Below are 24,806 nucleotides of genomic sequence, written 5' to 3' on the forward strand. Positions count from 1 at the left end.
GAAAGGTTGGAATGCTCCAATCTTTTTTCTTGCAATGGCTTTCAGAATGGTCTACAATGATATGTATATGTATGGAGGAAAGTTATGTATCAAACGAAAGTCAAGGGGGATGCTCTTTTTCAAGCGACGTCGGCTGGATACGGAAATCCTATTACAAGCTTTGGGGTGACTGAGAAAGGCGAGACACCTGTCAGTCTGGTCAATATTGCCCTGGCGGCCTGCGTGACCATGTGTGTACAAGGTTATTATGCCAGCCAAGAAAATAATAAAACCATGCCTGTCCAGGTGGAAAGTCAGTTAGAAAATGACCGTTTTGACTTGACTATCGCCATTGCTGAGGCGGTATCAAGTGAAAAGCAGGCGGCTATCCTAGCCTACGTGGACAAGAAGTGCAATGTCAAGGTTCTTTTGAGAGAGGACTTGACCATCAACACAACCTTTGTGGTCTTAGAAAGTGTGGAATAAAAGTGTTTTTAGCGATTGAAGAAATGCGGCAAAACAAGCTGCGCTACGGCCTGATTTTAGGGCTCTTAATCTTGATTTCTTATCTGGTCTTTTTCCTGACAGGCCTGGCCTATGGTCTCATGCAGGAAAACCGTACTGCGGTGGACAAGTGGCAGGCAGATTCTGTCTTGGTATCCTCGGAAGCCAATCGTCTGATAACAGCCTCAAAAATTGATGCTCAGTTGATTGACCAAGTGGAGGCAGACCAGAAGGCTCTCATCCGCCAACAGGCTGGTGTCGCCTATGTCAAGGAAGATGCCAGTTCGGATGACAAGGAAAAAGTCAATATCTTTGCGGTTGAGGCTGATAGTTTCTTAGAGCCCAATATTGTCCAAGGCCGTCTCTATGAAAAAGCTGGAGAGATTGTTGTCGAGCAAAATCTAGCTCAGGTTGAGGGATTTGGTCTAGGAGATGAGATTTATCTATCTGGTACGGATGAAAAAGTGACTATTGTTGGCTATACGGACAAGGCTTACTTCGGTGTAGCTCCGGTGGTCTATATGGACTTGGAAGCCTTTGGTGATCTCATGCAGGGTGACGATCAGCAGGTCTCTAGTAAGCTGGCCAGTGCGGTCATTGTTCGAGGTGCAGCAGATAAGTTTCCAGCAGATTTGGAAAATGTTGCCACCGCTGATTTTATTGAGAATTTGCCAGGCTATAAGGCGCAAAATATGACCTTCGGCTTTATGATTGGCTTTTTGATTGTGATTTCAGCCATTGTGATTGGTATTTTCATCTTTGTGTTGACAACCCAAAAGTCTCCGATTTTCGGGCTTATGAAAATCCAAGGTCTGTCAAATGCCTATATTTCAAGATCTGTGTTGGCTCAAACCTTCCTGCTGGCAGGTCTTGGGACAGTCATTGGTCTGGCTGGAACCTACTTGTCTTCCTTAGGTTTGCCAAGCGCTGTGCCATTTGAAAACAATTGGACCTTCTATCTGACTATTGGGGCTGCTCTGATTGTCTTTGCTTTACTGGGGGCAAGTTTCTCTATTCGCTCGATCTTCAAGGTCGACCCGTTGAAAAATCTATCCTAGGAGGTTGATATGAAAACATTGATTTTTGAAAATATAAGTAAAACCTTCCAGGACGGAAGTCAGACTATCACCGCCCTCAAGCCGACCAATTTCTCTATTGAAGAGGGGAAATTTGTGGCTATTATCGGGCCGTCTGGTTCGGGAAAATCTACCTTTCTAACCCTGGCAGGTGGTCTGCAAACACCGACAGCTGGCCGTGTTCTCATTAACCAAGAAGATTATTCTGATTTGCCAGAGAAAAAACGGGCCAAGCTCCGCTACCGTGACATCGGTTTTGTCCTCCAGGCCTCCAATCTCATTCCTTTTTTAACCGTTGAGAAGCAGTTGATATTGGTGGACAAGGTCAATAAATCAGCCTATCCCAGCAAGCGCCATGAGCTCTTGGAAGAATTGGGTGTGGCCCATTTGAAAAATAAGTTTCCCAAGGATTTGTCTGGCGGTGAGCGTCAGCGGGTTGCCATCGCACGGGCTCTCTACAATGATCCAGCCCTGATTTTGGCAGATGAGCCGACAGCCAGCCTAGATAGTGACCGGGCCTTTGAAGTGGTGAATCTTTTGGCCAAAGAGAGTAAGGAGCGTAAAAAGTCTATCATCATGGTGACCCATGACCAGCGTATGATTGAAAAATGCGATAATGTCTACGAGATGAAGGACGGCGTTCTTACCCAGGTTCGCTAAATAAAAGCAAAAGTGATATAATGGAAAGAGCCCATCGGCTCTTTTTATAGTCTTTTAGTTTGCTTTTAGTACTAGGCAACGAGTCGTAGGCTGTACTAGAGTACGGCAAGATAATCTTAAACAATGACCTTGTTTGAGGTTGGAAATAAGGAAAAAAAGTTTCCTCATTCGTCGAAGTAATAAAAGATAAACTAAATGACGATACATGGAGAAATCAAATGAAATTAACTTTACACGAAGTCGCTCAAGTTGTGGGCGCAAAAAATGATGTAACGAACTACCCCGACACACCGCTCCGCCAAGTCGAATTTGACAGCCGCAAGATTGAAGCGGGCGACCTCTTTGTTCCCCTTAAGGGTACGCGTGACGGTCACGACTTTATTCCTGTGGCTTTTGAAAATGGCTGCGTGGCTACCCTGTCTGAGGTCATTCTTGATGTCCCCCATATCCTAGTGGACGACTGTCTGGCTGCGCTACAACAATTAGCGGCCTACTACCTAGAGAAAACAGGGGTAGAAGTCATTGCTGTGACAGGTTCAAACGGTAAAACCACCACCAAGGACATGATTCATGATGTTTTAGCGATGACTTACAAGACTTACAAGACTCAGGGCAACTATAACAACGAAATTGGTCTGCCATACACCGTACTTCATATGCCTGACGATACAGAAAAAGTGGTCTTGGAAATGGGTCAAGACCACTTGGGTGACATTCATCTCCTATCTGAAATTGCCAAGCCAAGCCTGTCTGTCATTACCCTGTTCGGTGAAGCCCATTTGGAATTTTTCGGCTCACGAGAAGAGATTGCCAAAGGAAAATTACAGATTGCAGATGGAATGGAGCCAGGAAGTAAACTCTTGATCCCTGCAGATCCGATTGCGGATAAGCTCTTGCCGAGCCATGTAGACCTCATTTGCTTCGGTGAGCAGGCTGATTTGCAGGTGACCAGTCTAGTCGAGTCAAAGGATAGCCTGACCTTCACCGTCAATTTTATGGACGGCGACATTTTCCTCCCTGTAACAGGCAAGTACAATGCCACCAACGCTATGGTAGCAAGTTATGTGGGCAAGACCTTGGGTGTGCCTGATGAGGCAATCAAGTCAGCCCTAGCTGGTCTAAACTTGACCCGCAACCGCACCGAATGGAAGAAGGCAACAAACGGAGCAGATATTCTCAGTGATGTCTACAATGCCAATCCAACGGCCATGCGCTTGATTTTAGAGACGTTTTCAAGTATTCCAGCCAACCAAGGTGGTAAGAAAATTGCGGTTCTGGCGGAGATGAAGGAGTTGGGTGCTCAATCGGTCGACCTCCACAATCAAATGATTATGAGTCTATCACCGGATGTCCTAGATACAGTGATTTTCTATGGTCAGGATATTGAGGAGCTATCTCAGCTGGCTAGTCAGATGTTCCCGCTTGGTAAGATCTATTTCTTCAAGAAAACTGCGGAAGAGAATCAGTTTGATGACTTAGTTGCTCAGGTCAAAGCAGTTTTAGGTCCAAACGACCAAATCCTTCTCAAGGGCTCTAATTCTATGAATTTGGCCAAGCTGGTTGAGGAATTAGAAAAGTAAAGAAAGACTTATTTATTCAATTAGCTCTTGTTACTTCTGTCGATATTTGATATACTAATTAAAATACTTGTCAAGGAGGCTCCAGTGTTTGAAGTGTTTTTTACCAGTCATCGCAGTCAAGCTCCCCAGCTGGATATTTTGACCTATCTGTCGCTCTTGCTCATCTATGTTGGCCTGCTTTACTTAGCAGTTGTTTATCATCGTTCGCCTAAGATCAGACGATTCTTTTGGGGCTTGCAATGCCTTCAGGTCATTGCCCTTTATTCCTGGTACATGGCCGTAGACTGGACCTTGTCCGAGAGTCTCCCCCTCTATCATTGTCGATTGTCTATGCTCTTTATGCTTTTTGCCAAGCCTGGTCCGCTCAAGCGGTATTTTGCCTGCCTGGGACTCTTTGGCTCTCTTGTGGCCTTTGTCTATCCAGTTTTTGACCCCTTTGCTTTCCCTCACGTCACCATTTTGAGCTTTATTATCGGCCATTACGCTTTGGCGGTTAACAGCCTTATCTATCTGCTGTCTGAGCAGAAGGAGGATGATTTGGACAGGACCTTTGTGATTCGGGTGACACTGTTGACCCATAGTTTGATGTTGCTAGCCAATCTCTTTTTGAAGGGCAATTATGGATTTTTATCAAAAACGCCCTTGATTAACAGTGAAAATGTTGCCTTCAACTTCTTATTGGAGACCGGGCTCTTTGTATTTGCTGTTCTGCTAGTTAATAGTTTGGTTCAGAATCTTCTAAAAAAAACGGATTGGAACTGGGTTAGACATTGATTTTCAGATGTACCTTTGTCAATGATGTGAGACCAAAAAGGTGATTTTGAAGTTATCCATTTGTTAAGCTTTACTAGGAGCTAGCTTCTAGTAAAGCTTTTCTGATATCGATAGGAGATTTCCAGCCTAAAGTTTGCATAGGGAGTCGATTAGAACGATAAAGATAGGTTTTCATCTGCTTGATCAGATCGTCATAGGAGTAAAAGGTCAAGTGCTGGTAGAAACGTCGGTTATCATTTCGATGACTGCGCTCAACCTTGCCATTATGTCTGGGTGTTCGAGGACGAATTAGTTTGTGCTCAATACCAAGTTCCTGACAAAGTAGATCTAGGGGGTGAATTTGCTTGGTCTCTTTGAAATGGGTAAACTCAAAACCATTATCCGTTTGAATAATTTTGGGTTTGTATCCAAAGTATCTCATAGCCATTTTGACAAACTGAACAGTTGAGTGAGAAGATTGCTCTTTGAAAGGGAAGATAAAACGTTCCCTGCTGGCCTCATCAATGACGGTATATTGATAGAATTTGTCAGGTAGCTTGCCTGTGTAGCAGTGAGTCGGTACATATTTGACGTCCATTTGCCACTTGATACCGAGTTCAGTTGGGGTATGGTAAGGCCTAGGCACATAGGTTTTCTGCTTAGTTTTAGGGGATTTGAAGAAATCAAGTTTTCTCAAGATTCGAAAGAGAGAGCAGGGATGGCGGTCATAGCCCTTATTAGTTTTGAGCTTGTAGAATATTTCGATGAGGGTTGCCTGTGGATTTCTTCGGATGCAATTTTTAATCCAGGTAAGCTCCTGTTCGGTATGAGCTTTTGGATGAGGTGTTAGAGGTCGATGCGACCGGTCTTTCAGCGATTCTTTGGTGCCGTCGAATCGCTTGTTCCACCGCATGAGAGAGGCTTTTGAGACCTTGTAGCGTCGACAGATGAAGGTGACAGAAGCTCCATTTCGATAGGTTTTAACAGCGTGGTAGCGTGTTTCCAGAGTGTGTGGCAAATAGCGAAGATTTTGTGGTATACTAGTCATGAGAAGATTTCCTTTTTGATGAGTAGGTGGTACTCTTATCATATCAGGGAATCTTCTTTTTGACTTCTAGAAGTCTCACATCTATTGTAACGCTACAAACTGGGTTAGACATTGATTTTCAGATAGTTTGAAAATTCCCTTGAATTTCGGTATAATGAGAGAGTTGCAGTAGTGGCTCTCTTTTTTTGTACTCTTTTGATTTGGTGGGCAAAAGAAGAAGTCAGCTCTGCTATGGACCAAAGAAAAAAGGAATAACAATCATGTCACTACAAGAAGAAATCAAGAAACGCCGCACCTTTGCGATCATCTCTCACCCGGACGCGGGTAAGACCACTATTACTGAGCAGTTGCTCTACTTTGGTGGTGAAATTCGTGAGGCAGGGACGGTCAAGGGGAAAAAGACTGGTAACTTTGCCAAGTCTGACTGGATGGATATCGAGAAACAGCGTGGTATCTCTGTTACCTCGTCTGTTATGCAGTTTGACTATGCGGGCAAGCGTGTTAACATTTTGGATACGCCAGGACACGAGGACTTCTCTGAGGATACCTATCGGACCTTGATGGCGGTGGATGCGGCTGTCATGGTGGTGGACTCTGCCAAGGGTATCGAGGCTCAGACTAAAAAACTCTTTGAGGTCGTTAAGCACCGCAACATCCCAGTCTTTACCTTCATCAACAAGTTGGACCGTGACGGTCGTGAGCCGCTTGATTTGTTGCAGGAATTGGAAGAAGTCTTGGGCATTGCCAGCTACCCCATGAACTGGCCCATCGGTATGGGGAAATCCTTCGAGGGACTCTATGACCTCCATAACAAACGCTTGGAACTCTACCGTAGTGATGAGCGTTTTGCAAGCTTGGATGAGGGTGACAAGCTCTTTGGCTCTAACCCATTTTATGCTCAAGTTCTGGATGATATTGAACTTTTGGCGGAAGCTGGGAATGAATTCTCAGAGCAGGCCATTTCGGACGGCGATTTGACCCCTGTTTTCTTCGGCTCAGCCCTGACAAACTTTGGTGTGCAGACCTTCCTTGATACCTTCTTGGAATTTGCTCCAGAGCCACATGGTCACAAGACAACGACAGGGGATGTCATTGACCCACTCAACAAAGACTTTTCAGGCTTTGTTTTCAAAATCCAAGCCAACATGGACCCTCGTCACCGCGACCGCATTGCCTTTGTCCGTGTGGTTTCGGGCGAATTTGAACGCGGTATGCCGGTTAACCTGCCTCGTACAGGCAAGGGGGCTAAGTTGTCCAACGTGACCCAGTTCATGGCAGAAAGCCGTGAGAATGTGGAAAATGCAGTGGCAGGGGACATTATCGGGGTTTACGATACAGGAACCTATCAGGTAGGAGATACCCTGACCGTAGGCAAGAACAAGTTTGAATTCGAGCCGCTACCGACTTTCACACCTGAAATTTTCATGAAAGTTTCTGCCAAAAACGTCATGAAACAAAAATCCTTCCACAAGGGAATCGAGCAACTGGTCCAAGAAGGTGCTATCCAGCTCTACAAGAACTACCAGACAGGCGAGTATATGCTGGGGGCTGTTGGTCAGCTCCAGTTTGAAGTTTTCAAACACCGCATGGAAGGTGAGTACAATGCTGAGGTAGTTATGACCCCAATGGGCAAAAAGACTGTTCGTTGGATCAAGCCAGAAGACCTGGATGAACGCATGTCTTCAAGCCGCAATATCCTAGCCAAAGACCGCTTTGATCAACCAGTCTTCCTCTTTGAAAACGACTTTGCCCTCCGCTGGTTCGCGGACAAGTATCCGGACGTGGAGTTGGAAGAGAAGATGTGAGAGTAGTGCAGAAATCGGTAGTTTGCTTTGCAAACTCGATTTCGTCGCACTACCTCCGCAAGGGTCTCCCAAGAATCCGAACGAAGTGAAGGATGATTGGCCGAGACCTACTGCGTCTCTATATAGAGCTCAGTGATCAGCAAAGTTGATTTGATTTCGTCGTCTTTCCCTCGCAAGGGCGTCCAAAGAACTCAAGCAATGCGAAGAGTGATTTGTTGAGGCCTACTGCGCCATTAGGCAGAAATCGGTAGTTTGCTTTGCAAACTCGATTTCGTCGCACTACCTCCGCAAGGGTCTCCAAAGAATCCAAACGACGTGAAGGATGATTGGCTGAGACCTACTGCGTCTCTGTACAGAAATCAGTAATCAACAAAGTTGATTTGATTTCGTCGTTTTTCCCTCGCAAGGGCGTTCAGTAATGTGTTGACGCCTACTGCGCCATCAGGCAGAAATCGGTAGTTTGCTTTGCAAACTCGATTTCGTTGCACTAGCTCCGCACAGTTGGCTAAGGTTCAGTGGAGTGAAACAGTCTTCAGTCAATCCAATCAATCCTATAATAAGTCAGGTAAGTCCTGGCTTATTTTAATTTTGTTATCATTGCAAAAAAAGTATTATTATAATATACTATAGTAGTATAAACGGAAATGGATTGGAGGTCTGAACTGTGTTTTACTACCTTAGAAAATGCAAGTTGGCAATAGTTGCTTATATTGCTGTGTCGGTGGTCTATGCTCTGATTTTAGCGGCAACGGGTTTTATTTATGCGCAAGTTTCGGAAGCGGCCTTATCTGGTGACCAGAAGGCATTTGTGACCAGTTCAGTGATTGCAGTGGTATTCTTTTTATGTGATGGCTATTTTGACTATCTGCCGCGCTATCTAAAATTTAAGTTGATCAATCAGATTATGGAAGAGACGCGCAATCAATTAGTGACTGCCTATGCGAGTGAGGACTTAGGAGAGGCAACAAAAGATAGTCAGGCAGATAAGGTCCATGTCTTGGTTCATCATCTGAACATCTTAGAAACTACCTATCTAACACCGCTCCTATCCATGGTGACAAGCATATTGGTCTTTAGTTTTTCCTTGATTGGAGCTCTCTACCTTCAAGGAACCATGGCTATGATCATGTTGGCGCTCTGCTTTATTCCATTTTTGGCTCCGGTGATTAATAAGGGGATTTTAGCTCGTGTGACTAAGGACAGTCAGGAGGAGAAGAATGCCTATCTCACCTTGTTTAGTGAGTTTGTAGAAGCTCTCTCTTTTATCCGCATCAGCACCATCACGCCAGTTTTTCAAGAAAAGCTGGCGGTATCCAGTCAGGAATACACTAGGCGTGCTAACCGTTTTGCCCAAAAACAATCCCAGACTTATGCGGTTTCCTACAGTTTGAGCAGCGTAGTCTATTCAGGTTCCTGGATTATTGGAGGGATCTTTGTCTTCCAAGGTCTGCTGAACATTTCGGATTTGATTGCTATGACAACCTTGATGGGAACTGTAGCAGGTCCTATCCAAACCATGTCAGGCTTGCTGACGGATTATCTTTCTAGTCGGACGGTTGTGGAGGAGTTGACAGGTCTCTTAAATAGGAAGGAAGAAGGTCAAGCTGCCAAGCCAGTTTTGAAGGAATCCATTACGAGCCTTGCTCTGGAAGGGATTGATTGTTGCTATCAAGGCCATCAGATTGTGGAGAATTTTTCTTATCTTTTTCACGCCAATAAAAAATATGCTATCTTGGGCAAGAGCGGGAGTGGGAAGACGACCTTGCTCCGCCTCTTGCTGGGGATTCAGAAACCAGAGGCTGGAAGAGTCCTGGTCAACCAGAGGAATCTGGCAGAACTGGACCAGCTTGCCCTCTTTCGGAAAGTCTATTACCTACCGCAGAAAACCAATCTATTTACAGCTAGTATCGGGGATAATTTGACCTTGTTTGCGCCTTTAGATGAGTCTAAAGCGATGGTTTGCTTGCGGCAAGTTGGTTTAGAGGACTGGTTCTATCGGCAGGGAGATGGATTTGCTACTCTCTTGACCTCTTCTCAGCAATTATCAGGTGGGGAAGAGAGACGGTTTGATTTGGCGCGTGCCCTTTACCGTGATGCAGAGGTCTTTTTATTTGATGAACCTACAACAGGTTTAGATTCTCAAAGCGAACAATTGATTGCGGATAGTCTCGAGAAAATAAGGGACAAACTGGTGATTGTTGTGACACACTCTCAGGAGGAAAGTTTTTTAGCCCTCTTTGATGAGCAGGTCCATCTATCAGTTTGACAGCAGCAAAAACTCTTCTGGGGTTTTTGCTTTTTTTAGGCTCTTTGTCAACTGTAGTGGGTAGGTGAAAAGCTAACACCTAGAGAGGACGAAATTCGTTCTCTCATTTTTGATGTTTAAAGCAATATATATCTTGGTTTTAAAGTTCGTAAAGTTCCTAAAGCCAAACGCTTGCCTCTTAATGTCTTTGATGAGTTTATTGGTCGCTTCCAGTTTAGCGTTGGAATATGGAAGCTCCATGGCGTTCGTGATGTACGTTTTATATTTTAGAAATGTCTTAAAAACAGTCCTAAAGGTTGAATTGACAAGATCCAGATTGTCTTCTAGAAGCTCGAAGAAATGTTTCGAGTTCTTCTCTTGGAAATGGAAGAGAAGGATCTGATAGAGTTCGTAATAGAATTTCAGTTCCACAGAGAAATTCAATGTCTTCTGGATAACCTCTCTCGGTGTTACTGTTTGCCCGAAAGTGCGAGAAAAGAAGCGATTCAGAGACAGTTTACGGCTATCTTTTTGGAGAATACGCCAGTGATTTTTCATGGATCGATAAGGTAGGGAACGCGTATCGAAAGTCTTCATAATATCAATTCTAGTCGTCATCATAGCACGGCTCAGGTGTTGGATAATGTGAAATCTATCAAGAACAATTTTCGCATTTGGGAGTGAAACAGTCTGGGAATAGACTGTTTCAGCCTGAGCCTAGAGATAGGAAAGCGAAGGGGCTAGCCAATTTGTAGTAGACGCTAAACATAGCATGGTCACGACCTCGACAGTTTCTCTGACCGCCCTAGGATACTTGTAGAAATAGTTCTTGATGGTGGTTTGGCGGTTGTTGTCAAGAATGGTCACAATCGATCTCGTCTCAAAATCCTGAGCAATAAAGGCGAGTTTTCCCTTGTTCCGACTAAATTCATCCCAGCTCAAGACTTTTGGTAATTTCATAAAATCATGCTCAAATTGAAATTGAGCCAGTTTCCTCTGGACAACTGACACGGAGATATGTAGTCTCCTAGCGATGGCTATATTGGTCATGTTTTCTGTATGGAGTTGTGTCACTTTCTCCCAAATAGGTTGGGAAATCTGACAGTTTTTCTTGACTAGAGCTGTCTCAGCTACAGTCACTTTTTGGCAAGATTTGCATTGAAACCGCCGTTTCTTAAGCAAGAGGAGGGTCGGAAAGCCCTGACAATCCAAAATAGGGATTTTTGACGACTTTTGAAAGTCGTACTTGATACACTTTCCTTGGCAATGAGGACAACCAGGGCTGTCGTAATCTAGCTTTGCCCGAATTTCCAGATGGGTCAGATGTTTCAAAACAAAGAGAATTTTGATGTTTTTGTCTTTGATTCCAATTAGTTCTGTGGTATGATGAAGTAGTTCCATATGAGTCTTTCTAATGTGAGTGTGGTTGCTTTTCATTATAGGTCATATGGGATTTTTTGTATACACTCAAAAAGGCTACATAATCTCTACAGTGGATTTAGCCACTACAGAAATTATAGAGCCTTTATTAAGCATTCGAGTATTCGAGTGCTTTTCTTGTACCCAAAATAGAAAGGAGTAGGGTTATGAACAAGCATAGCACAAAGAAATAATAGCAGAAGTTGAGTAAATGCTCTATTCTTTGCCTGTTTTAGAGCATATCGGAGCTATTCGCCAAAGCTGGTACTTTAGGCTTGAAGACAGTAGCTTTCTTGCCAAAACTATAATGAATTGATATAATGAAGAGTATTACCCTTAAAGGATGAATGATGAATTTAGAAGATTTGAAAAAACGACAGGAGAAGATTCGTAACTTCTCTATCATTGCCCATATTGACCATGGGAAATCAACGCTGGCTGACCGTATTTTGGAAAAAACAGAGACAGTTTCTAGCCGTGAAATGCAGGCCCAGCTCCTAGACAGCATGGATTTGGAGCGTGAGCGTGGCATTACCATCAAGCTCAATGCTGTCCAGCTCAACTACAAGGCCAAGGATGGTGAGACCTATACCTTCCACCTGATTGACACACCGGGGCACGTTGACTTTACCTATGAAGTTTCTCGGTCTTTGGCAGCCTGCGAAGGTGCGATTTTGGTGGTCGATGCTGCTCAAGGTATTGAGGCTCAGACCTTGGCCAACGTTTATCTGGCCCTGGACAATGATTTGGAAATCCTGCCCATTATCAACAAGATTGACTTGCCAGCGGCTGATCCAGAACGTGTCCGTCATGAAATCGAAGATGTAATCGGACTGGACGCCTCAGAGGCTGTCTTGACGTCCGCAAAAGCGGGTATTGGCATCGAGGAAATCCTTGAGCAAATCGTTGAAAAAGTGCCTGCACCAACTGGTGATGTCGAGGCGCCCCTTCAAGCATTGATTTTCGACTCTGTTTACGACCCATACCGCGGTGTTATTTTGCAGGTCCGCATTGTCAATGGTGTGGTCAAGCCCGGCGACACCATTCAAATGATGTCCAATGGCAAGACCTTTGATGTGACAGAAGTGGGAATTTTCACACCCAAAGCCATGGGGCGTGACTACCTGGCAACGGGTGACGTAGGTTATATTGCGGCCTCCATCAAGACGGTTGCGGATACCCGTGTCGGTGATACGGTGACCTTAGCTGACAATCCTGCCTCTGAACCCTTGGCTGGCTACAAACAGATGAACCCAATGGTCTTTGCTGGTATCTATCCGATTGATTCCAACAAGTACAATGACTTGCGTGAGGCCTTGGAAAAACTCCAGCTCAATGATGCGAGTCTACAATTTGAACCTGAAACATCGCAGGCCCTCGGCTTTGGTTTCCGTTGTGGATTCTTAGGCCTCTTGCACATGGATGTTATCCAAGAACGGATTGAGCGTGAGTTTAACATTGATCTGATCATGACAGCGCCGTCGGTGGTTTACCATGTCAACATGACAGACGGTGAGTCGATCGATGTGGCCAACCCATCTGAGTTTCCAGATCCGACCAAGATTGCCACTATCGAAGAGCCTTACGTCAAGGCCCAAATCATGGTACCGCAGGAATATGTCGGTGCGGTGATGGAATTGGCCCAGCGCAAGCGTGGCGACTTCGTGACCATGGATTATATTGATGACAATCGTGTCAATGTCATTTACCAAATCCCTCTGGCTGAAATTGTCTTTGATTTCTTTGACAAGCTTAAGTCCTCAACCCGCGGCTACGCGAGCTTTGACTACGAGATTTCTGAATACCGCTCATCTAAACTGGTGAAAATGGATATTCTCCTCAATGGCGACAAGGTCGATGCCCTCAGCTTTATCGTCCACAAGGAATTTGCCTATGAACGTGGGAAAATCATCGTGGACAAGCTCAAGAAAATCATTCCACGTCAACAATTTGAGGTGCCAATCCAAGCCGCTATCGGTCAAAAAATCGTGGCCCGTAGCGACATTAAGGCCCTTCGGAAAAACGTTTTGGCCAAGTGTTATGGAGGTGACGTTTCCCGTAAACGTAAACTTCTGGAAAAACAAAAGGCCGGTAAAAAACGGATGAAGGCCATCGGTTCCGTCGAAGTACCGCAGGAAGCCTTCCTCAGCGTCCTCAGCATGGATGAAGATGATAAAAAATAAGTCAGGAAGGGCTGGGCAGATGCCTAGCCCTTTTCCTATAGGTTGAACAATGAAAACAATTTTCGATTACCAAAGTCAAGGCCAAGCAGGACAAATTGACTCCTATGTCCTGCTCAGCAACTCACCCCGCAGAAAAGAGCTTTTGCAATTTTTAGCGCCAGAAATCCAGTCGGTAGAAGTTGATGAACGCAGGATTGAAGAACAGTTTATGGCTGAATTCGCTGCGGATGATTTTCTGACCCGGGCCGCCAAGACCTGTTGTGAAATTTCCAAGGCCAAGTCTGATCTGCCTCTGGAGCCGGGTAAGCTCTACATTTCAGCGGATACCATTGTGGTGGCGGACGACCGAATTTTTAATAAACCGCTTGATTTGGCGGAGGCTGAGGCCATGTTGCGCTCTTATTTCGGCAAGATCCATCAGGTTGTGACCTCGGTCTGCCTGCGCACTGCGGATTCATTGGATGCCTTTTACACTGTGGCAGAGATTGACTTTGTCGACTATTACCCAGCGCTTGAGGAGCCTATCCAGACCTACATCCATGACAAGCAGCCCCTGGACAAGGCTGGTGCCTACGGTATTCAGGAGCTGGACCCACGCTTTGTGGCCGGGATTTCAGGTGACATTCATACCATCATTGGCCTGCCCGTCGCTGAGGTTTCCCGTAGGATTTTTTCTACAAAGGCTTTGGAAAATAGCAGAGCACTTTAGACCATTGAGAAAAGGAAGTTTATGAGCTTAGATATTGAGAAGTACCGGCAGCTGGCCCTGCAAAAACAGGGAGAGCACCGCAAATTTTTGGCTAGCTTGAAGAAAAAGCCACCGAAAAATTTAGATAAAATTGTCAAGGAATTGCACGACGAGGTCTTCCAAGAAATTGACTGCACCAAATGTGCCAATTGTTGCAAGGATTTAGGACCAGACTTGACGGAGGCGGATATTACCCGCATGGCCAAGCTCTTTCGGATGAAATTGTCGACCTTTGAGTCCACCTATCTGCGGGTGGATGAGGATGGCGACAAGGTCTTCCAGTCCATGCCCTGTCCATTTCTGGGCCCTGACAATCTCTGTGACGTCTATGACGCCCGTCCCAAGGCCTGCGCAGCCTTTCCCCATACCGACCGAAAGCGTTTCTATCAGATTAACCATCTGACCTTGAAAAATACGCTCATTTGCCCAGCAGCCTATCTTTTTGTAGAGCGGTTGAAAGAGAGAGTGTAAGAAAGAATTCACCGAAAGGAAATACTATGGAAAAATTTTGTCAGTGTCTTGTGCTATGCCTTTGAATTTGCATGGCCTAGATGTTCGTGGAAGTGAGAAAGATGGGACGAAATCGTCTATCTATTGCTCTTATTGTTATGTCAACGGTCGTTTTGTAGAGCCAGACATCAGTTTTGAAGAAATGTTAGCTAAGGGCAAAACTGCTATTTCAAATGGTCAAGGAAATGCCTTTGTCAAATGGTTGATGAAGGCCAGCTATCCTATGATGCTCAAGAAAACCAAACGCTGGAAAGCTTAGTGAGTCCTCTGACAATAGTCAGAGGATTTTTCTGTCGTGTTCATATTCTGATTTTTATTCTAATTAGTGCTATAATAGTATTTGTTGAGTTCAGGTAAGAGGAGGTAGTTATGTCATTATTATTGTCACCGGTTGAGATTGCTGGTTTGTCGCTCAAAAATCGTGTGGTCATGCCACCTATGTGTATGTACGAAGTCAAGGCTGAAGATGGGTTGCCAACGGCCTTCCATCATGCCCACTATGGCGCGCGTGCTATCGGCGGAGTTGGCCTGATTATCCAAGAAGCGACGGCTGTAGAACCAGATGGTCGGTTATCTAAGCATGACTTGGGCATTTGGACAGATGAACAGGCACAGGCTCTAGCCAAATTAGTTTCGGAATTGAAGGCTTTCGGAAGTAAGGTCGGTATCCAGCTCAGTCATGGTGGCCGTAAGGCCAAGGATGCGGAACTGCCCCTTGCTCCGACTGCTCTTGCCTTTAACCAAGATTACAAGGTACCGCAGGAAATGACCCTTGAAGATATTGAGCGTGTTCAGTCTGCTTTTGTGGCGGCTGCGGCGCGTGCAGCTCAGGCTGGCTACGACATGATTGAAATTCACGGGGCGCATGGCTATTTGGTCAATCAATTTCTGGAACCCTTGACCAATCAACGGACGGATGCCTACGGTGGTAGTCTGGAAAATCGATTCCGTTTCTTGAAAGAAATTATCGAAGGTGTGAAAGCTGTCTTTACTGGTCCAGTTTGGGTGCGCTTGTCAGTGACCGCCTACGATGAGACTGGCCAGCAAAATACACTCCAAGATTACCAACAAATTGCTAAATGGTTGGAAGAACTGGGCGTGGCTTGCCTGGATATCTCAACTGGCGGTGTCATGGATACGCGACCAAATATTCCAATCTATGGTGGTTATCAGGCTGGTTTTTCTGCCAAAATCAAAGAAGCTGTCAGTATTCCAGTTACAGCTGTTGGCTTTCTTAATAGTCCAGAGTTGGGCGAATATATTTTGCAAAATGGCCAGGCTGATTTGATCCAAGTCGGTCGTGGTCTCATTCGTAATGTCAATTGGTTGGCAGAGGCGGCCGAGGTCCTGCACGACCATGATTTTCAAGTCTACAATGCCTCTTACCAACGTGGTCAGGTCAAGTAGGGGCTTTCTGGGAATGATACAGTTGAATTCACAGGCTATTTTTCAAAAAAATAAACCTCAGACTTGACTAAAAGTAGGTTTAAGTCGATACAATAGTGATGGAGGCAGCTATGTCCACGATTAAAGAAATTTCGGAGTTGCTGGGGATTTCAGCGCCGACCATCCGTTTTTATGAGAAAGAGGGAATGGTGGAGATTCCTAGAAATGAGCGGGGTATCCGTCAGTTTGATGAGCGGAGCATTGACCGGCTCAAGGCCATTGTCCACTATCGCCGTGTGGGAATGCCCTTGGAGGATATCCAGAAGATTTTGGCAGAGTTCCACAATCATGCCCTGTCGTCGGACTTGCTCAAGAAAACGCAGGCCCAGCTGGAGGCTCAGATCGCGGCCTTGCAGGAGACCCATGCCTATCTGGTCAAGAAAATCGAGATCCATCAGCAGTTAGCCCAGCTAGAAGCTTAGGGAATTTCGGCAAATGAGCGGACAGATGCCTACTACGATATACGAAGAAAGGACGCAGAGTCCTAGTGTTTCAAAAAGGAGGAAACATGGAAAACTATACACTTTCAAATGGTGTCAAGATTCCAAAGATTGGTTTTGGTACTTGGCAGATTAAAGAAGGCGATACTGCCTACAAGAGTGTGGCGCACGCCCTCAAGGTTGGCTACACGCATATCGATACGGCGCAGATTTATGGAAATGAGCGCAGTGTTGGTCGTGCCATCGCAGATAGTGACCTGGCGCGTGAGGATATTTTCCTGACGACAAAGGTCTGGAACGACAAGCACGATTATGAGCTTGCTAAGGCGTCGATTGAGGAATCGCTGGAAAAATTAGGCGTTGACTATCTTGACTTGCTCTTGATTCACTGGCCGAATCCAAAGGTGCTCCGTGAGAATGATGCCTGGAAGGCTGGAAATGCTGGTGCCTGGAAGGCCATGGAGGAAGCCTACAAGGCAGGCAAGGTCCGCGCTATCGGTGTATCCAATTTTATGATCCATCACCTGGAAGCCTTGTTTGAAACAGCTGAAATCAAGCCACAGGTCAACCAAGTTCTCTTGGCACCGGGTTGCACGCAGGAAGAATTAGCAGCCTTCTGCCGTGAGCACGACATTCTTCTTGAAGCCTACAGTCCACTGGGAACAGGCAGCATCTTCAAGAATAAAGTAGTGCAAGAAATTGCTGAAAAGACTGGCAAATCTGTTGCCCAAGTGGCATTACGTTGGAGTCTGCAAAAAGGATTCTTGCCTCTACCAAAATCTGTCACACCAGCCAACATTGAAAGCAATTTGAACATCTTTGACTTTGAATTGTCGGCAGATGATGTGGCGACCTTGGATAGAGTTGAAGGCGTTAGCGTCCAATCTGATCCAGACAATGTGAATTTTTAAGAAACTCAACAGCTGACGAAAGTTGGCTGTTTTTTGTGCAAGCACGGTTTGTACACCAATCCAAGGAGAATGCGCGTGACCGACCTATTTTTGGAAAAGGGGAGAAGTTGATTGGTGCAAATATAGAATGAAAAGCCCATGAAGTCTTTGATTTTGAGGGCTTGTTTGCATTTTGTAGATGAATCAACCAAATTCTTGTTCCTGAAACCAAATCCCGCAACAGTATGGTAAAATATAAATACAAATGAGTTGAAAAGGACAGAGATTAAATCAAATGAAAAGAAGCCGATTACTTATCAGCATTTTAGCCACAATAGCAATTTTAATGTTAGCAGGATGTGGTATGACTGAGGGGAAATAAACATTGAAGGAAGAGAGATAAATTGCACAAAAGATAGCTAAAGATTTTTCATCAAAATATTTGGCGCCAGATAAAAATGAAATCACAATAAATACCATATATCAAGAACCGGTCGTTTCAAACGATGTAACCATGCTAGTTATGGTTTGTCAGCTTTTAAAGAGTTTTGTATAATAGTTTCATTAACCTTTGATAAAATAATTCGCCTCTGAAAGGAAAAACATCGTGACCTACAAATTTCTACTTTTCGACCTTGACCATACTTTGTTGGATTTTGCGACTGGTGAGGAGATTGCCCTCACTCAGTTTCTGGAATTTATGGAAGTGGAGGACATTCAGGCCTTTAAAGATGTCTATCGTCCGCTCAATCAGGGCATGTGGAAGGACTTGGAAAAGGGTTTGATTACCAAGAAGGAGCTGGTCAATACTCGATTTTCGCGGGCCTTTGCCCATTTCGGACGGCAGGAAGACGGAGCTGAGTTGGCCCTTCGTTACCAAGAATTTATCGGTCGTCAAGGACAGATTTTTGAGGGAGCGGATGATTTGCTTGAGACCTTGACGGAGCGTGGCTACCAGATTTATGGCGCGACCAACGGCATCACCTACATCCAGGAAAATCGTCTCAAACACTCACCCATTGGCAGCTATTTCAAGCAAGTATTTATCTCTGAGCAGATGGGGACCCAGAAGCCGGAGCTTGATTTTTATGAAAAAATAGCAGAGCAGATTACCGGTTTTGACCTGTTCAGAGCGCTCATGATTGGTGACAGCCTGACGGCAGACATCCAAGGCGGTATCAACGCTGGCATGGATACAGCCTGGTACAATCCAGCTGGCCTAGAAAATACAAGCCACCTCAAACCAACCTACACCATCAGCAACTACCAGCAATTAATAGATATCTTATAAGCAGCGAGACCATTGCTTGCTTTTTTCATTTTTTAAAATCTTAAAATTCTTGTAACAATCTTGTATAAATAGTTTTAAAAATGAAATAAATATGCTATACTAGAGTAGTGTATTCTGCACAATCTATCAAAACAAAAGGAGAAATAATATGAAAAAGATTGATTGGATTGAATATTTTGAAGCTATCAATGGTCGTTCGCCAGAAGCTCATGAGATTGAAGCTGCTCTTGCCGCTGGAGAATTTGAAGAGGATGGCCTTCAAAATGTACCTACAGAAGAAGTTGTTCAAGAAGAAAAAGTTAATGCAGAGTCTACTGTAGAGCCTGTTTCAGCTCCAGAAGACATTCCTGCCCAGCAACCAGTTCAGGAACCAGCTCAAGCCTTCACTCAGCAAACCAATGCTCAAGCGCAACAAGCACAGCCACAGCCAACGGTACAGCAGGTAAATCCGCAGGCCTTACAACAAGCGCCAGCTGCACCATCAGCATTCGGTCTCTTCTTCAAGCAGTTTAGAGAGTGGATTGTGTCTGCTTGGAAGAAACCAACTTCAATTGCCAGCCATACCCACAAATACAACGGTTTGACCTCTCTCTTGCTCATCGCCTTTTTCGCAGCCCTGACGATTTATTTCCCAATGGTTAAGGCGGCAAACAGTGTCAATAGCTTTACAAATAGTCTGACTTCAGAACTCGGTAGTCTGTTTGAGGGCGCTAATGGCTACGATTCTTATGGTTCTTCCGCACCTGCAGTAAGTGTTGGACTGGATATCTTGTTTAAGACCTTTATCGGAATTGCTCTGATTATTTTTTCAATTGTCCTAGCAGGATTTGTGGTGAAACGCTTTATCTACAAAGAACAGCAATATACATTTGCTTACACTCTTGAATATTATGGTCGTTTGTTTGCGGTAAACGTATTGCTTTATGCAATTGCGGCCTTGTCAGCTGTTTTGGGAATTTTCTCTCTGGTTGGTGTTGCGACCTCTTTAGCCCTCTTTGCCGTGGGTTCAGCCAGCGTCTATGCCCTTGCTAACTTTACTAATTCATCACAGATGGACTCCTTGTATCGCTACTTTATTGCTATTTTGGTAAATGGTCTGATTATCTTTGTATCAGGAATTATTGCAGCCTCTATCGTAGGACAAATGTTCTGGTCAAGTCTCTTTTAATCAAATAGGAGTTGAAATATGGCAACGAAAGAAAAATGGATTGATTTATTTGAAAAGGTTGTTGGTAGAAAGCCAACCCCTGCTGAATTTGTTAAGGCCAAGGAAGTTGACTTTGACTTAAAGCAAATCAAGGCCATAGCAGGATTGGACAGCGACCAACAAGTAGCTGCAGAAAATGTGGCTGAGAATGGTGCAGAGACTGTAGCAGAAGCAGTTCAAACAGCCCAGCCTGTACAGCCAGTAGCGGAAGTAGTACCTGTAGCGCCAGCCCAGCCTGTTCAAGAGGTGGAGCAGGTCCTTGTGGAACAACCTGTCTTTACCACTTATCAAACCAAGCCACAGAGCAAGAAAAAGAAGATTCTCTTTGGCTTGGGTGCAGTGGCCCTACTTGCACTCGGCGCGGGCTACTACTATATGGATTCTGTGACTGGAATGGACATCGCTGTTGATGAATTCCAAACAGCAGTTGACAGCAATGATTACGACCAGATTGCGACCCTCCTATCTTCTAATGATGACAAGTGGTCCAAGTCAGAGGCTAAGGATTTTATCCAATATTTGAACTCTGAAGGCGTCGATATCAAGAGTGAGCTAGATGCCATTGAAGCATCTGGCGGAAAAAATACTTTTAACGACCAACGTGGAAATAAGTTGCTCGGATTACGTGAAAAAGGACGTAAATTAGGTCTTTTTCCAGAATACCAAGTGACCAGTTATCCGGTTGAAATTCTTGTCAATAGTGACCTGTCTGAATTATCTATTGATGATCAAAAGATTGAAGCCAACAAAGAAACATCTTTGGGTGAACATCATTTTGCCAATAAAGAATTCAAGGCTAAGGGCAAAACCAAATCTGGAGACTTTGAAACCAGCTTGCAGCCGAATCTCAGTCAAGCTGAAGAAAACAGGATTGTCATGACCCTATCGCCTGTTCAGAAAACGCTCAACCTACACCTGCCGGTCGATAACGGATCTATCAAGGACATCAAGGTCTTCTCTGGTGATAAGGAAATTGCCAAATCACTGTCAGACAGCGTTGAAGTTCTAGACAATCAACATCTTGATTTGAAGGTTAGCTTTAATTTTGAGGGCGCAACATTTACAACGGAATCTACCAAGGTTCTGGTCGATCCAGCAGTTGGCGAAATTTATGCGGATTTGACCATGTCTTCTGAGGAAAGCAAGAAGTTAACGGACGCTCAAAAAGCTAAGGAAAGCAAGGAAGCTCAGGCCAAAGAGGAGCAGGAAACCAAGGAAAAAATCCAGACCTTCATGAATGACTATATCGAGTCAATGCGGTCTTCTATTACCCACCGTACCGTTCAGTTTGACAGATATTTCGATACCTCAAGTGAGGTATATCGTATATATGTAAACTATATTGAGGGTGGCGGTGTTGCCAGAGCCAATATTGATTACCAAACGACGATTGATTATACTGTGACGGATGTCAAGAAAGATGGAGACAATTACGTCGTGACCGTTCATAATCAATTTAGAGAAGTTTATCTCAATGGTAAATCGAGTACCTTGACGAAAAAACAAGTCTTTAATTTGAGACAAAATGGTGATTCGTTCTTGATTTATGGAGTAAGTGAAACGTGAGGCAAATAATGATGAATAAAAAAAGCTTGAGTTTTCTCTTGCTCTCCGCTCTGCTCTTAACAGCATGCGGCCAATCAGAAAGCAAGGTAGAATCAAGTAAATCAAATGACACCAGTCATTCAAGCAAGACAGCGCAAACCAAGACTGAAGTGTCATCAGAAACCAGCGAAACTGCTGAAGGGTCAGAAAACAGTAGCGATGCTAGTTCGTCGTCTGAACAGGCCGAGGAGACCATTGCTACAGATGCAAACTACAACGGCTCTTATTACAGTGTCCAAGGGAAATACGGACCAGTTGTCATTGCCAATAAAAAGCATCCTCTGGCAGCTTCCTACGCTCCAGGTGAGGACCCGCAAGCTTTGGTAGCCTTCCAGAGCCTGATTGCAGACATGCAGGCACAAGGGTTCGCTGTATCGCATTCCTATAGTGGTTTCCGTTCTTACGAGACCCAGGCTGGGCTCTATCAGTCCTATGTTAATCGTGATGGTCAGGTTGCTGCCGATACCTATTCAGCCCGTCCAGGCTATAGTGAGCATCAGACAGGCTTAGCATTTGACCTCATGGACAGCGCTGGCAATCTCTTAGAAGAGCCGACCGCAGCCAACTGGGTAGCTAAAAACGCCCACAACTATGGCTTTATCGTTCGGTATCAGCCTGGAAAAGAAGCCATCACAGGCTACATGGCTGAAGCCTGGCACCTGCGTTATATTGGCCAAGAAGCGACTGATATTTACAATTCTGGCCTGACTCTGGAAGAGTATTTCGGCGTTGCTGGCGGCGGTTATCAATAATAGAAAAAAGTACTTGACCATACAAATCAGATGTGATATGATGGTTTATCTTATAAAGTCGTTTAGTTTACTTTTAGTGCTTGCTTCAATAGTCTGGGAGACTGTTGAAGGGTATAATGATACAGCAGATGTATTCTGCGTCAATAGTCGCAGGCATAACTGAAGTTAGGCAAGACGAGTTAACGAAGTAATAAAAGATAAACCATATGACGATAATTGGAGGAACATAATGTTTAAAGCAATGGAAGTATATTTGGTAACCAATGGTAACGGATTTGAAGCCATCGAATTTTACAAAAATGCCCTCGGTGCAACAGTTGAGCAAGTAAATTTGTTCAAGGATTTCTTGCCAGATTGTCCAGCTGAATTGGAAAATCATGTGATGAATGCACAATTCCGCTTGCCAAACGGTCAACGTTTCATGCTTTCTGATAACAATCCAGAAATGCCTTACTCAGTAGGCGACAACATCACCGTTGCCCTTATCACTGATGATGCTGAAACAGCTAAGGATTGCTACGACAAATTGTCAGTAGATGCTAAAGCCATCAACATGGAGTTGCAGGCAGTGCCATGGTCACCGGCCTACGGAAATGTTACGGACAAATTCGGCATCACATGGCAATTCAACGCAGAAGTTGAAGGCTATGGGGCGGAATACTACGCAGAAGAAAACTAAACACACAAAAAGTTCGGAGCAAATGTTCCGAACTTTTTTGGTTTCTGAAAACCACTAGCTATGCTAGTGGTTCCGTAGAGCTTCCAGCGTGGTATTAAAAAGACCTCCTAAAATGATATGATAGAAGTGGTTTCCCCGCCACTACATCACATCACAAAGGAGGTACCTCATGAGAGAGGATACAGAAAGTTTATCACATACGAAGTAGAATTGTAAATATCATATTGTTTTTTTCCAAAAATATCGTCGCCAAATCATTTATGGCAAGTACAAAGCTAGTATCGGAAAGATTATCCGAGATTTGTGTGAGAGAAAAGGGGTTACTATTCATGAAGCGAATGCTTGTTCTGATCATATCCACATGCTCGTCAGTATTTCACCCAAGCTCAGTATCGCACATTTTATGGGCTACTTGAAATGTAAGAGCAGTTTGATGATTTTTGACAAACATGCCAATCTAAAATACAAGTATGGAAACAGATCTTTTGGTGTTGAGGGTATTATGTTGATACGGTTGGACGAAACCAAAAGATAATTGCCGAATACATTCAAAATCAAATACAGGAAGACAGGGTAGCGGATCAGTTAACTTTGTTTGAGACTGTAGATCCGTTCACTGGCGAACCAAATAGGAAGAAGTAACTGAGGTGCTTTAGCACCTGCTCGAGAAAGTGGTGCGCGAGGAAATCATTTCAGTGGGTCTTTGACCCTGGCCGGAAAAAGCGGCTTATAGCCGCAGAGCAAACCACCAGTTCACACTGGTTGTTTTAATTTATATATTATCAATAACTAGTGACTAACCATAACTGGTTGAGTATAATGTTCATGTAGAGTCCTGCCAGCTTGCTCAATGAACTCATCAAGGTAGGACGGTGATTGGATAGTTGGGTTTCGATAAAAGACAAATTCAATAGTGAAGGATGGCTCAGCAATTTCATAAATGCTGCATTTGTTAAAGTTACTAGGTATAGTTACAACCTTTGGTAGAAACATATTCCCAATTCCTTTTTTGACCATGCCAATTGCTGTGTACGTATTTGAGGTTTCATGGATACAATTGATTGATATATTTTCTTGAAAATACGCAGTATCAATAATTTTTCTAAAAACATAGTGTTCATTCAATAATATGACAGGCAAGTTATGAAGTTGTTTCAAATCCAATGAATTTTTTAGTAGCTCGCGCTGTCTAGTTGGTTGGAAGAGAGAGGATGATTCGGAAGCGATGAGACACATGCTGGAGTCAAAAACGTGGATTGTTTCAAAGTTGCTGTCCTCATTTCCGATACCAAATAGGAGGTCTAAATCGCCTTCATTTAGCATATTTAGAAGGACTTTTGAAGTATTTTCAACGAATTTAAATTCTACCTTGTCCATTGTATTTGTAACGATAGGATAAATAGCTGGTAGAAAAATAGGAGATAACATGGGGTTGATGCCGATACGCAACAGTCCCTTTTTTTCTTTGGCAATAGAGGATAATTGATCCAACATAACGCTGTGAAGTACGTCCACTTTCTCTAAAAAGGCTAAATAAATTTCACCAGCCTGAGTTAATTTCATTTCGCGATAGCGGCGTTCAAATAGTTTAGCTCCTAACTCCTCTTCAATTTCTTTTAATATTCTAGAAATATAGGGCTGTGTTACATAGAGTGATTCGGCAGCAGCTGTGATGCTTCCTAAGGAAATGATGGCTTCAATGATGCTTTTTTTAGAAATACTCGACATTTATACACCTCCATTTTTTTAATTGTTTTAAATTATATTAACATTTTACCATAATGATTTTGTTATGGAAAGCATTCTGTTTTGGCATTTCACAAAGTTACTATATCGTATTATAATTTGTCTATAAAGTAAATGAAGCGCTTCCAATAATTTAATAATTCACAAACTAACAATTATAAACATGCATAAACTTATTTTTTTAGAACATGGAGGAAATCAATGGATCCTGGACTTATCAGTCTGATAGGGGTTCTCCTA

The 24,806-nt window shown here is 44.0% G+C and carries 20 protein-coding genes and 3 pseudogenes; 20 read left to right on the forward strand and 3 right to left on the reverse strand.

Going from position 1 to position 24,806, the window contains the following annotated elements:
• Positions 1-84: 84 nt before the first annotated feature.
• The 5 genes from NQZ91_00675 to NQZ91_00695 all read left to right on the forward strand — a co-directional run bounded on the left by NQZ91_00675 (position 85) and on the right by NQZ91_00695 (position 4,573).
• On the forward strand, positions 85-465 hold the full coding sequence (locus NQZ91_00675; GenBank protein ID UUM57929.1) for an OsmC family protein: 381 nt from the start codon (positions 85-87) through the stop codon (positions 463-465).
• A gap of 2 nt (positions 466-467) precedes the next feature.
• Entirely contained in the window at positions 468-1,541 is a 1,074-nt protein-coding gene (locus tag NQZ91_00680) for an ABC transporter permease (protein ID UUM57930.1), read from the forward strand.
• 9 nt (positions 1,542-1,550) lie between these two features.
• Positions 1,551-2,219: an ABC transporter ATP-binding protein gene (locus tag NQZ91_00685; protein ID UUM57931.1), complete on the forward strand. Its 669-nt coding sequence runs from the start codon at positions 1,551-1,553 to the stop codon at positions 2,217-2,219.
• A gap of 218 nt (positions 2,220-2,437) precedes the next feature.
• Complete coding sequence (locus NQZ91_00690; protein ID UUM57932.1) at positions 2,438-3,799, forward strand: UDP-N-acetylmuramoyl-tripeptide--D-alanyl-D-alanine ligase; 1,362 nt, start codon at positions 2,438-2,440, stop codon at positions 3,797-3,799.
• 84 nt (positions 3,800-3,883) lie between these two features.
• Positions 3,884-4,573, forward strand: a complete 690-nt coding sequence (locus NQZ91_00695; protein UUM57933.1) for a TIGR02206 family membrane protein — start codon at positions 3,884-3,886, stop codon at positions 4,571-4,573.
• A gap of 73 nt (positions 4,574-4,646) precedes the next feature.
• Here NQZ91_00695 and NQZ91_00700 read toward each other — a convergent pair whose 3' ends face one another.
• Positions 4,647-5,600, reverse strand: coding sequence for a DDE-type integrase/transposase/recombinase (locus tag NQZ91_00700; protein ID UUM57934.1), 954 nt, complete (start codon positions 5,598-5,600; stop codon positions 4,647-4,649).
• Positions 5,601-5,860: 260 nt separating this feature from the next.
• Here NQZ91_00700 and NQZ91_00705 point away from each other — a divergent pair, with 260 nt between their 5' ends.
• Positions 5,861-7,405: a peptide chain release factor 3 gene (locus NQZ91_00705; GenBank protein UUM57935.1), complete on the forward strand. Its 1,545-nt coding sequence runs from the start codon at positions 5,861-5,863 to the stop codon at positions 7,403-7,405.
• A 691-nt stretch (positions 7,406-8,096) separates the two neighbouring features.
• On the forward strand, positions 8,097-9,671 hold the full coding sequence (locus NQZ91_00710; GenBank protein ID UUM57936.1) for an ABC transporter ATP-binding protein/permease: 1,575 nt from the start codon (positions 8,097-8,099) through the stop codon (positions 9,669-9,671).
• Positions 9,672-9,743: 72 nt separating this feature from the next.
• On the opposite strand, the pseudogene NQZ91_00715 reads toward NQZ91_00710, so the two are convergent.
• Positions 9,744-11,051 (reverse strand): annotated as a pseudogene (locus NQZ91_00715) (transposase).
• A gap of 368 nt (positions 11,052-11,419) precedes the next feature.
• On the opposite strand from NQZ91_00715, the gene lepA reads away from it, so the two are divergent.
• The 13 genes and pseudogenes from lepA (at position 11,420) to tnpA (ending at position 23,462) form a co-directional block, all read left to right on the forward strand.
• Positions 11,420-13,252: a translation elongation factor 4 gene (gene lepA, locus NQZ91_00720; GenBank protein ID UUM58790.1), complete on the forward strand. Its 1,833-nt coding sequence runs from the start codon at positions 11,420-11,422 to the stop codon at positions 13,250-13,252.
• A 49-nt stretch (positions 13,253-13,301) separates the two neighbouring features.
• Positions 13,302-13,961, forward strand: coding sequence for a Maf family protein (locus NQZ91_00725; GenBank protein UUM57937.1), 660 nt, complete (start codon positions 13,302-13,304; stop codon positions 13,959-13,961).
• A 21-nt stretch (positions 13,962-13,982) separates the two neighbouring features.
• Positions 13,983-14,471 carry a YkgJ family cysteine cluster protein gene (locus NQZ91_00730; protein UUM57938.1) on the forward strand — a complete coding sequence of 163 codons (489 nt, stop codon included), beginning with the start codon at positions 13,983-13,985 and terminating at the stop codon, positions 14,469-14,471.
• 26 nt (positions 14,472-14,497) lie between these two features.
• Positions 14,498-14,769, forward strand: a pseudogene (locus NQZ91_00735) (zinc ribbon domain-containing protein).
• A gap of 110 nt (positions 14,770-14,879) precedes the next feature.
• A complete protein-coding gene (locus tag NQZ91_00740) occupies positions 14,880-15,917 on the forward strand; it encodes an NADH:flavin oxidoreductase/NADH oxidase (GenBank protein ID UUM57939.1) in 1,038 nt (345 codons plus the stop codon).
• A gap of 110 nt (positions 15,918-16,027) precedes the next feature.
• Entirely contained in the window at positions 16,028-16,378 is a 351-nt protein-coding gene (locus tag NQZ91_00745; GenBank protein UUM57940.1) for a MerR family transcriptional regulator, read from the forward strand.
• 86 nt (positions 16,379-16,464) lie between these two features.
• The gene (locus NQZ91_00750; GenBank protein UUM57941.1) at positions 16,465-17,307 is read left to right on the forward strand and encodes an aldo/keto reductase; all 843 of its coding nucleotides are present in this window, start codon (positions 16,465-16,467) and stop codon (positions 17,305-17,307) included.
• 586 nt (positions 17,308-17,893) lie between these two features.
• Entirely contained in the window at positions 17,894-18,577 is a 684-nt protein-coding gene (locus NQZ91_00755) for a YjjG family noncanonical pyrimidine nucleotidase (protein UUM57942.1), read from the forward strand.
• Between the two features lie 148 nt (positions 18,578-18,725).
• Positions 18,726-19,745, forward strand: coding sequence for a hypothetical protein (locus NQZ91_00760; GenBank protein UUM57943.1), 1,020 nt, complete (start codon positions 18,726-18,728; stop codon positions 19,743-19,745).
• A gap of 18 nt (positions 19,746-19,763) precedes the next feature.
• A complete protein-coding gene (locus tag NQZ91_00765) occupies positions 19,764-21,350 on the forward strand; it encodes a hypothetical protein (protein UUM57944.1) in 1,587 nt (528 codons plus the stop codon).
• 8 nt (positions 21,351-21,358) lie between these two features.
• The gene (locus NQZ91_00770) at positions 21,359-22,141 is read left to right on the forward strand and encodes a M15 family metallopeptidase (protein UUM57945.1); all 783 of its coding nucleotides are present in this window, start codon (positions 21,359-21,361) and stop codon (positions 22,139-22,141) included.
• Between the two features lie 229 nt (positions 22,142-22,370).
• Positions 22,371-22,820, forward strand: a complete 450-nt coding sequence (locus NQZ91_00775; protein UUM57946.1) for a VOC family protein — start codon at positions 22,371-22,373, stop codon at positions 22,818-22,820.
• Positions 22,821-23,043: 223 nt separating this feature from the next.
• Positions 23,044-23,462 (forward strand): annotated as a pseudogene (tnpA, locus tag NQZ91_00780) (IS200/IS605 family transposase).
• 147 nt (positions 23,463-23,609) lie between these two features.
• On the opposite strand, the gene NQZ91_00785 reads toward tnpA, so the two are convergent.
• Complete coding sequence (locus NQZ91_00785) at positions 23,610-24,548, reverse strand: LysR family transcriptional regulator (GenBank protein ID UUM57947.1); 939 nt, start codon at positions 24,546-24,548, stop codon at positions 23,610-23,612.
• Positions 24,549-24,806 lie beyond the last annotated feature (258 nt).

Source organism: Streptococcus suis (assembly GCA_024583055.1).
In the GTDB taxonomy this organism is placed as follows: Bacteria; Bacillota; Bacilli; order Lactobacillales; family Streptococcaceae; genus Streptococcus; species Streptococcus suis_V.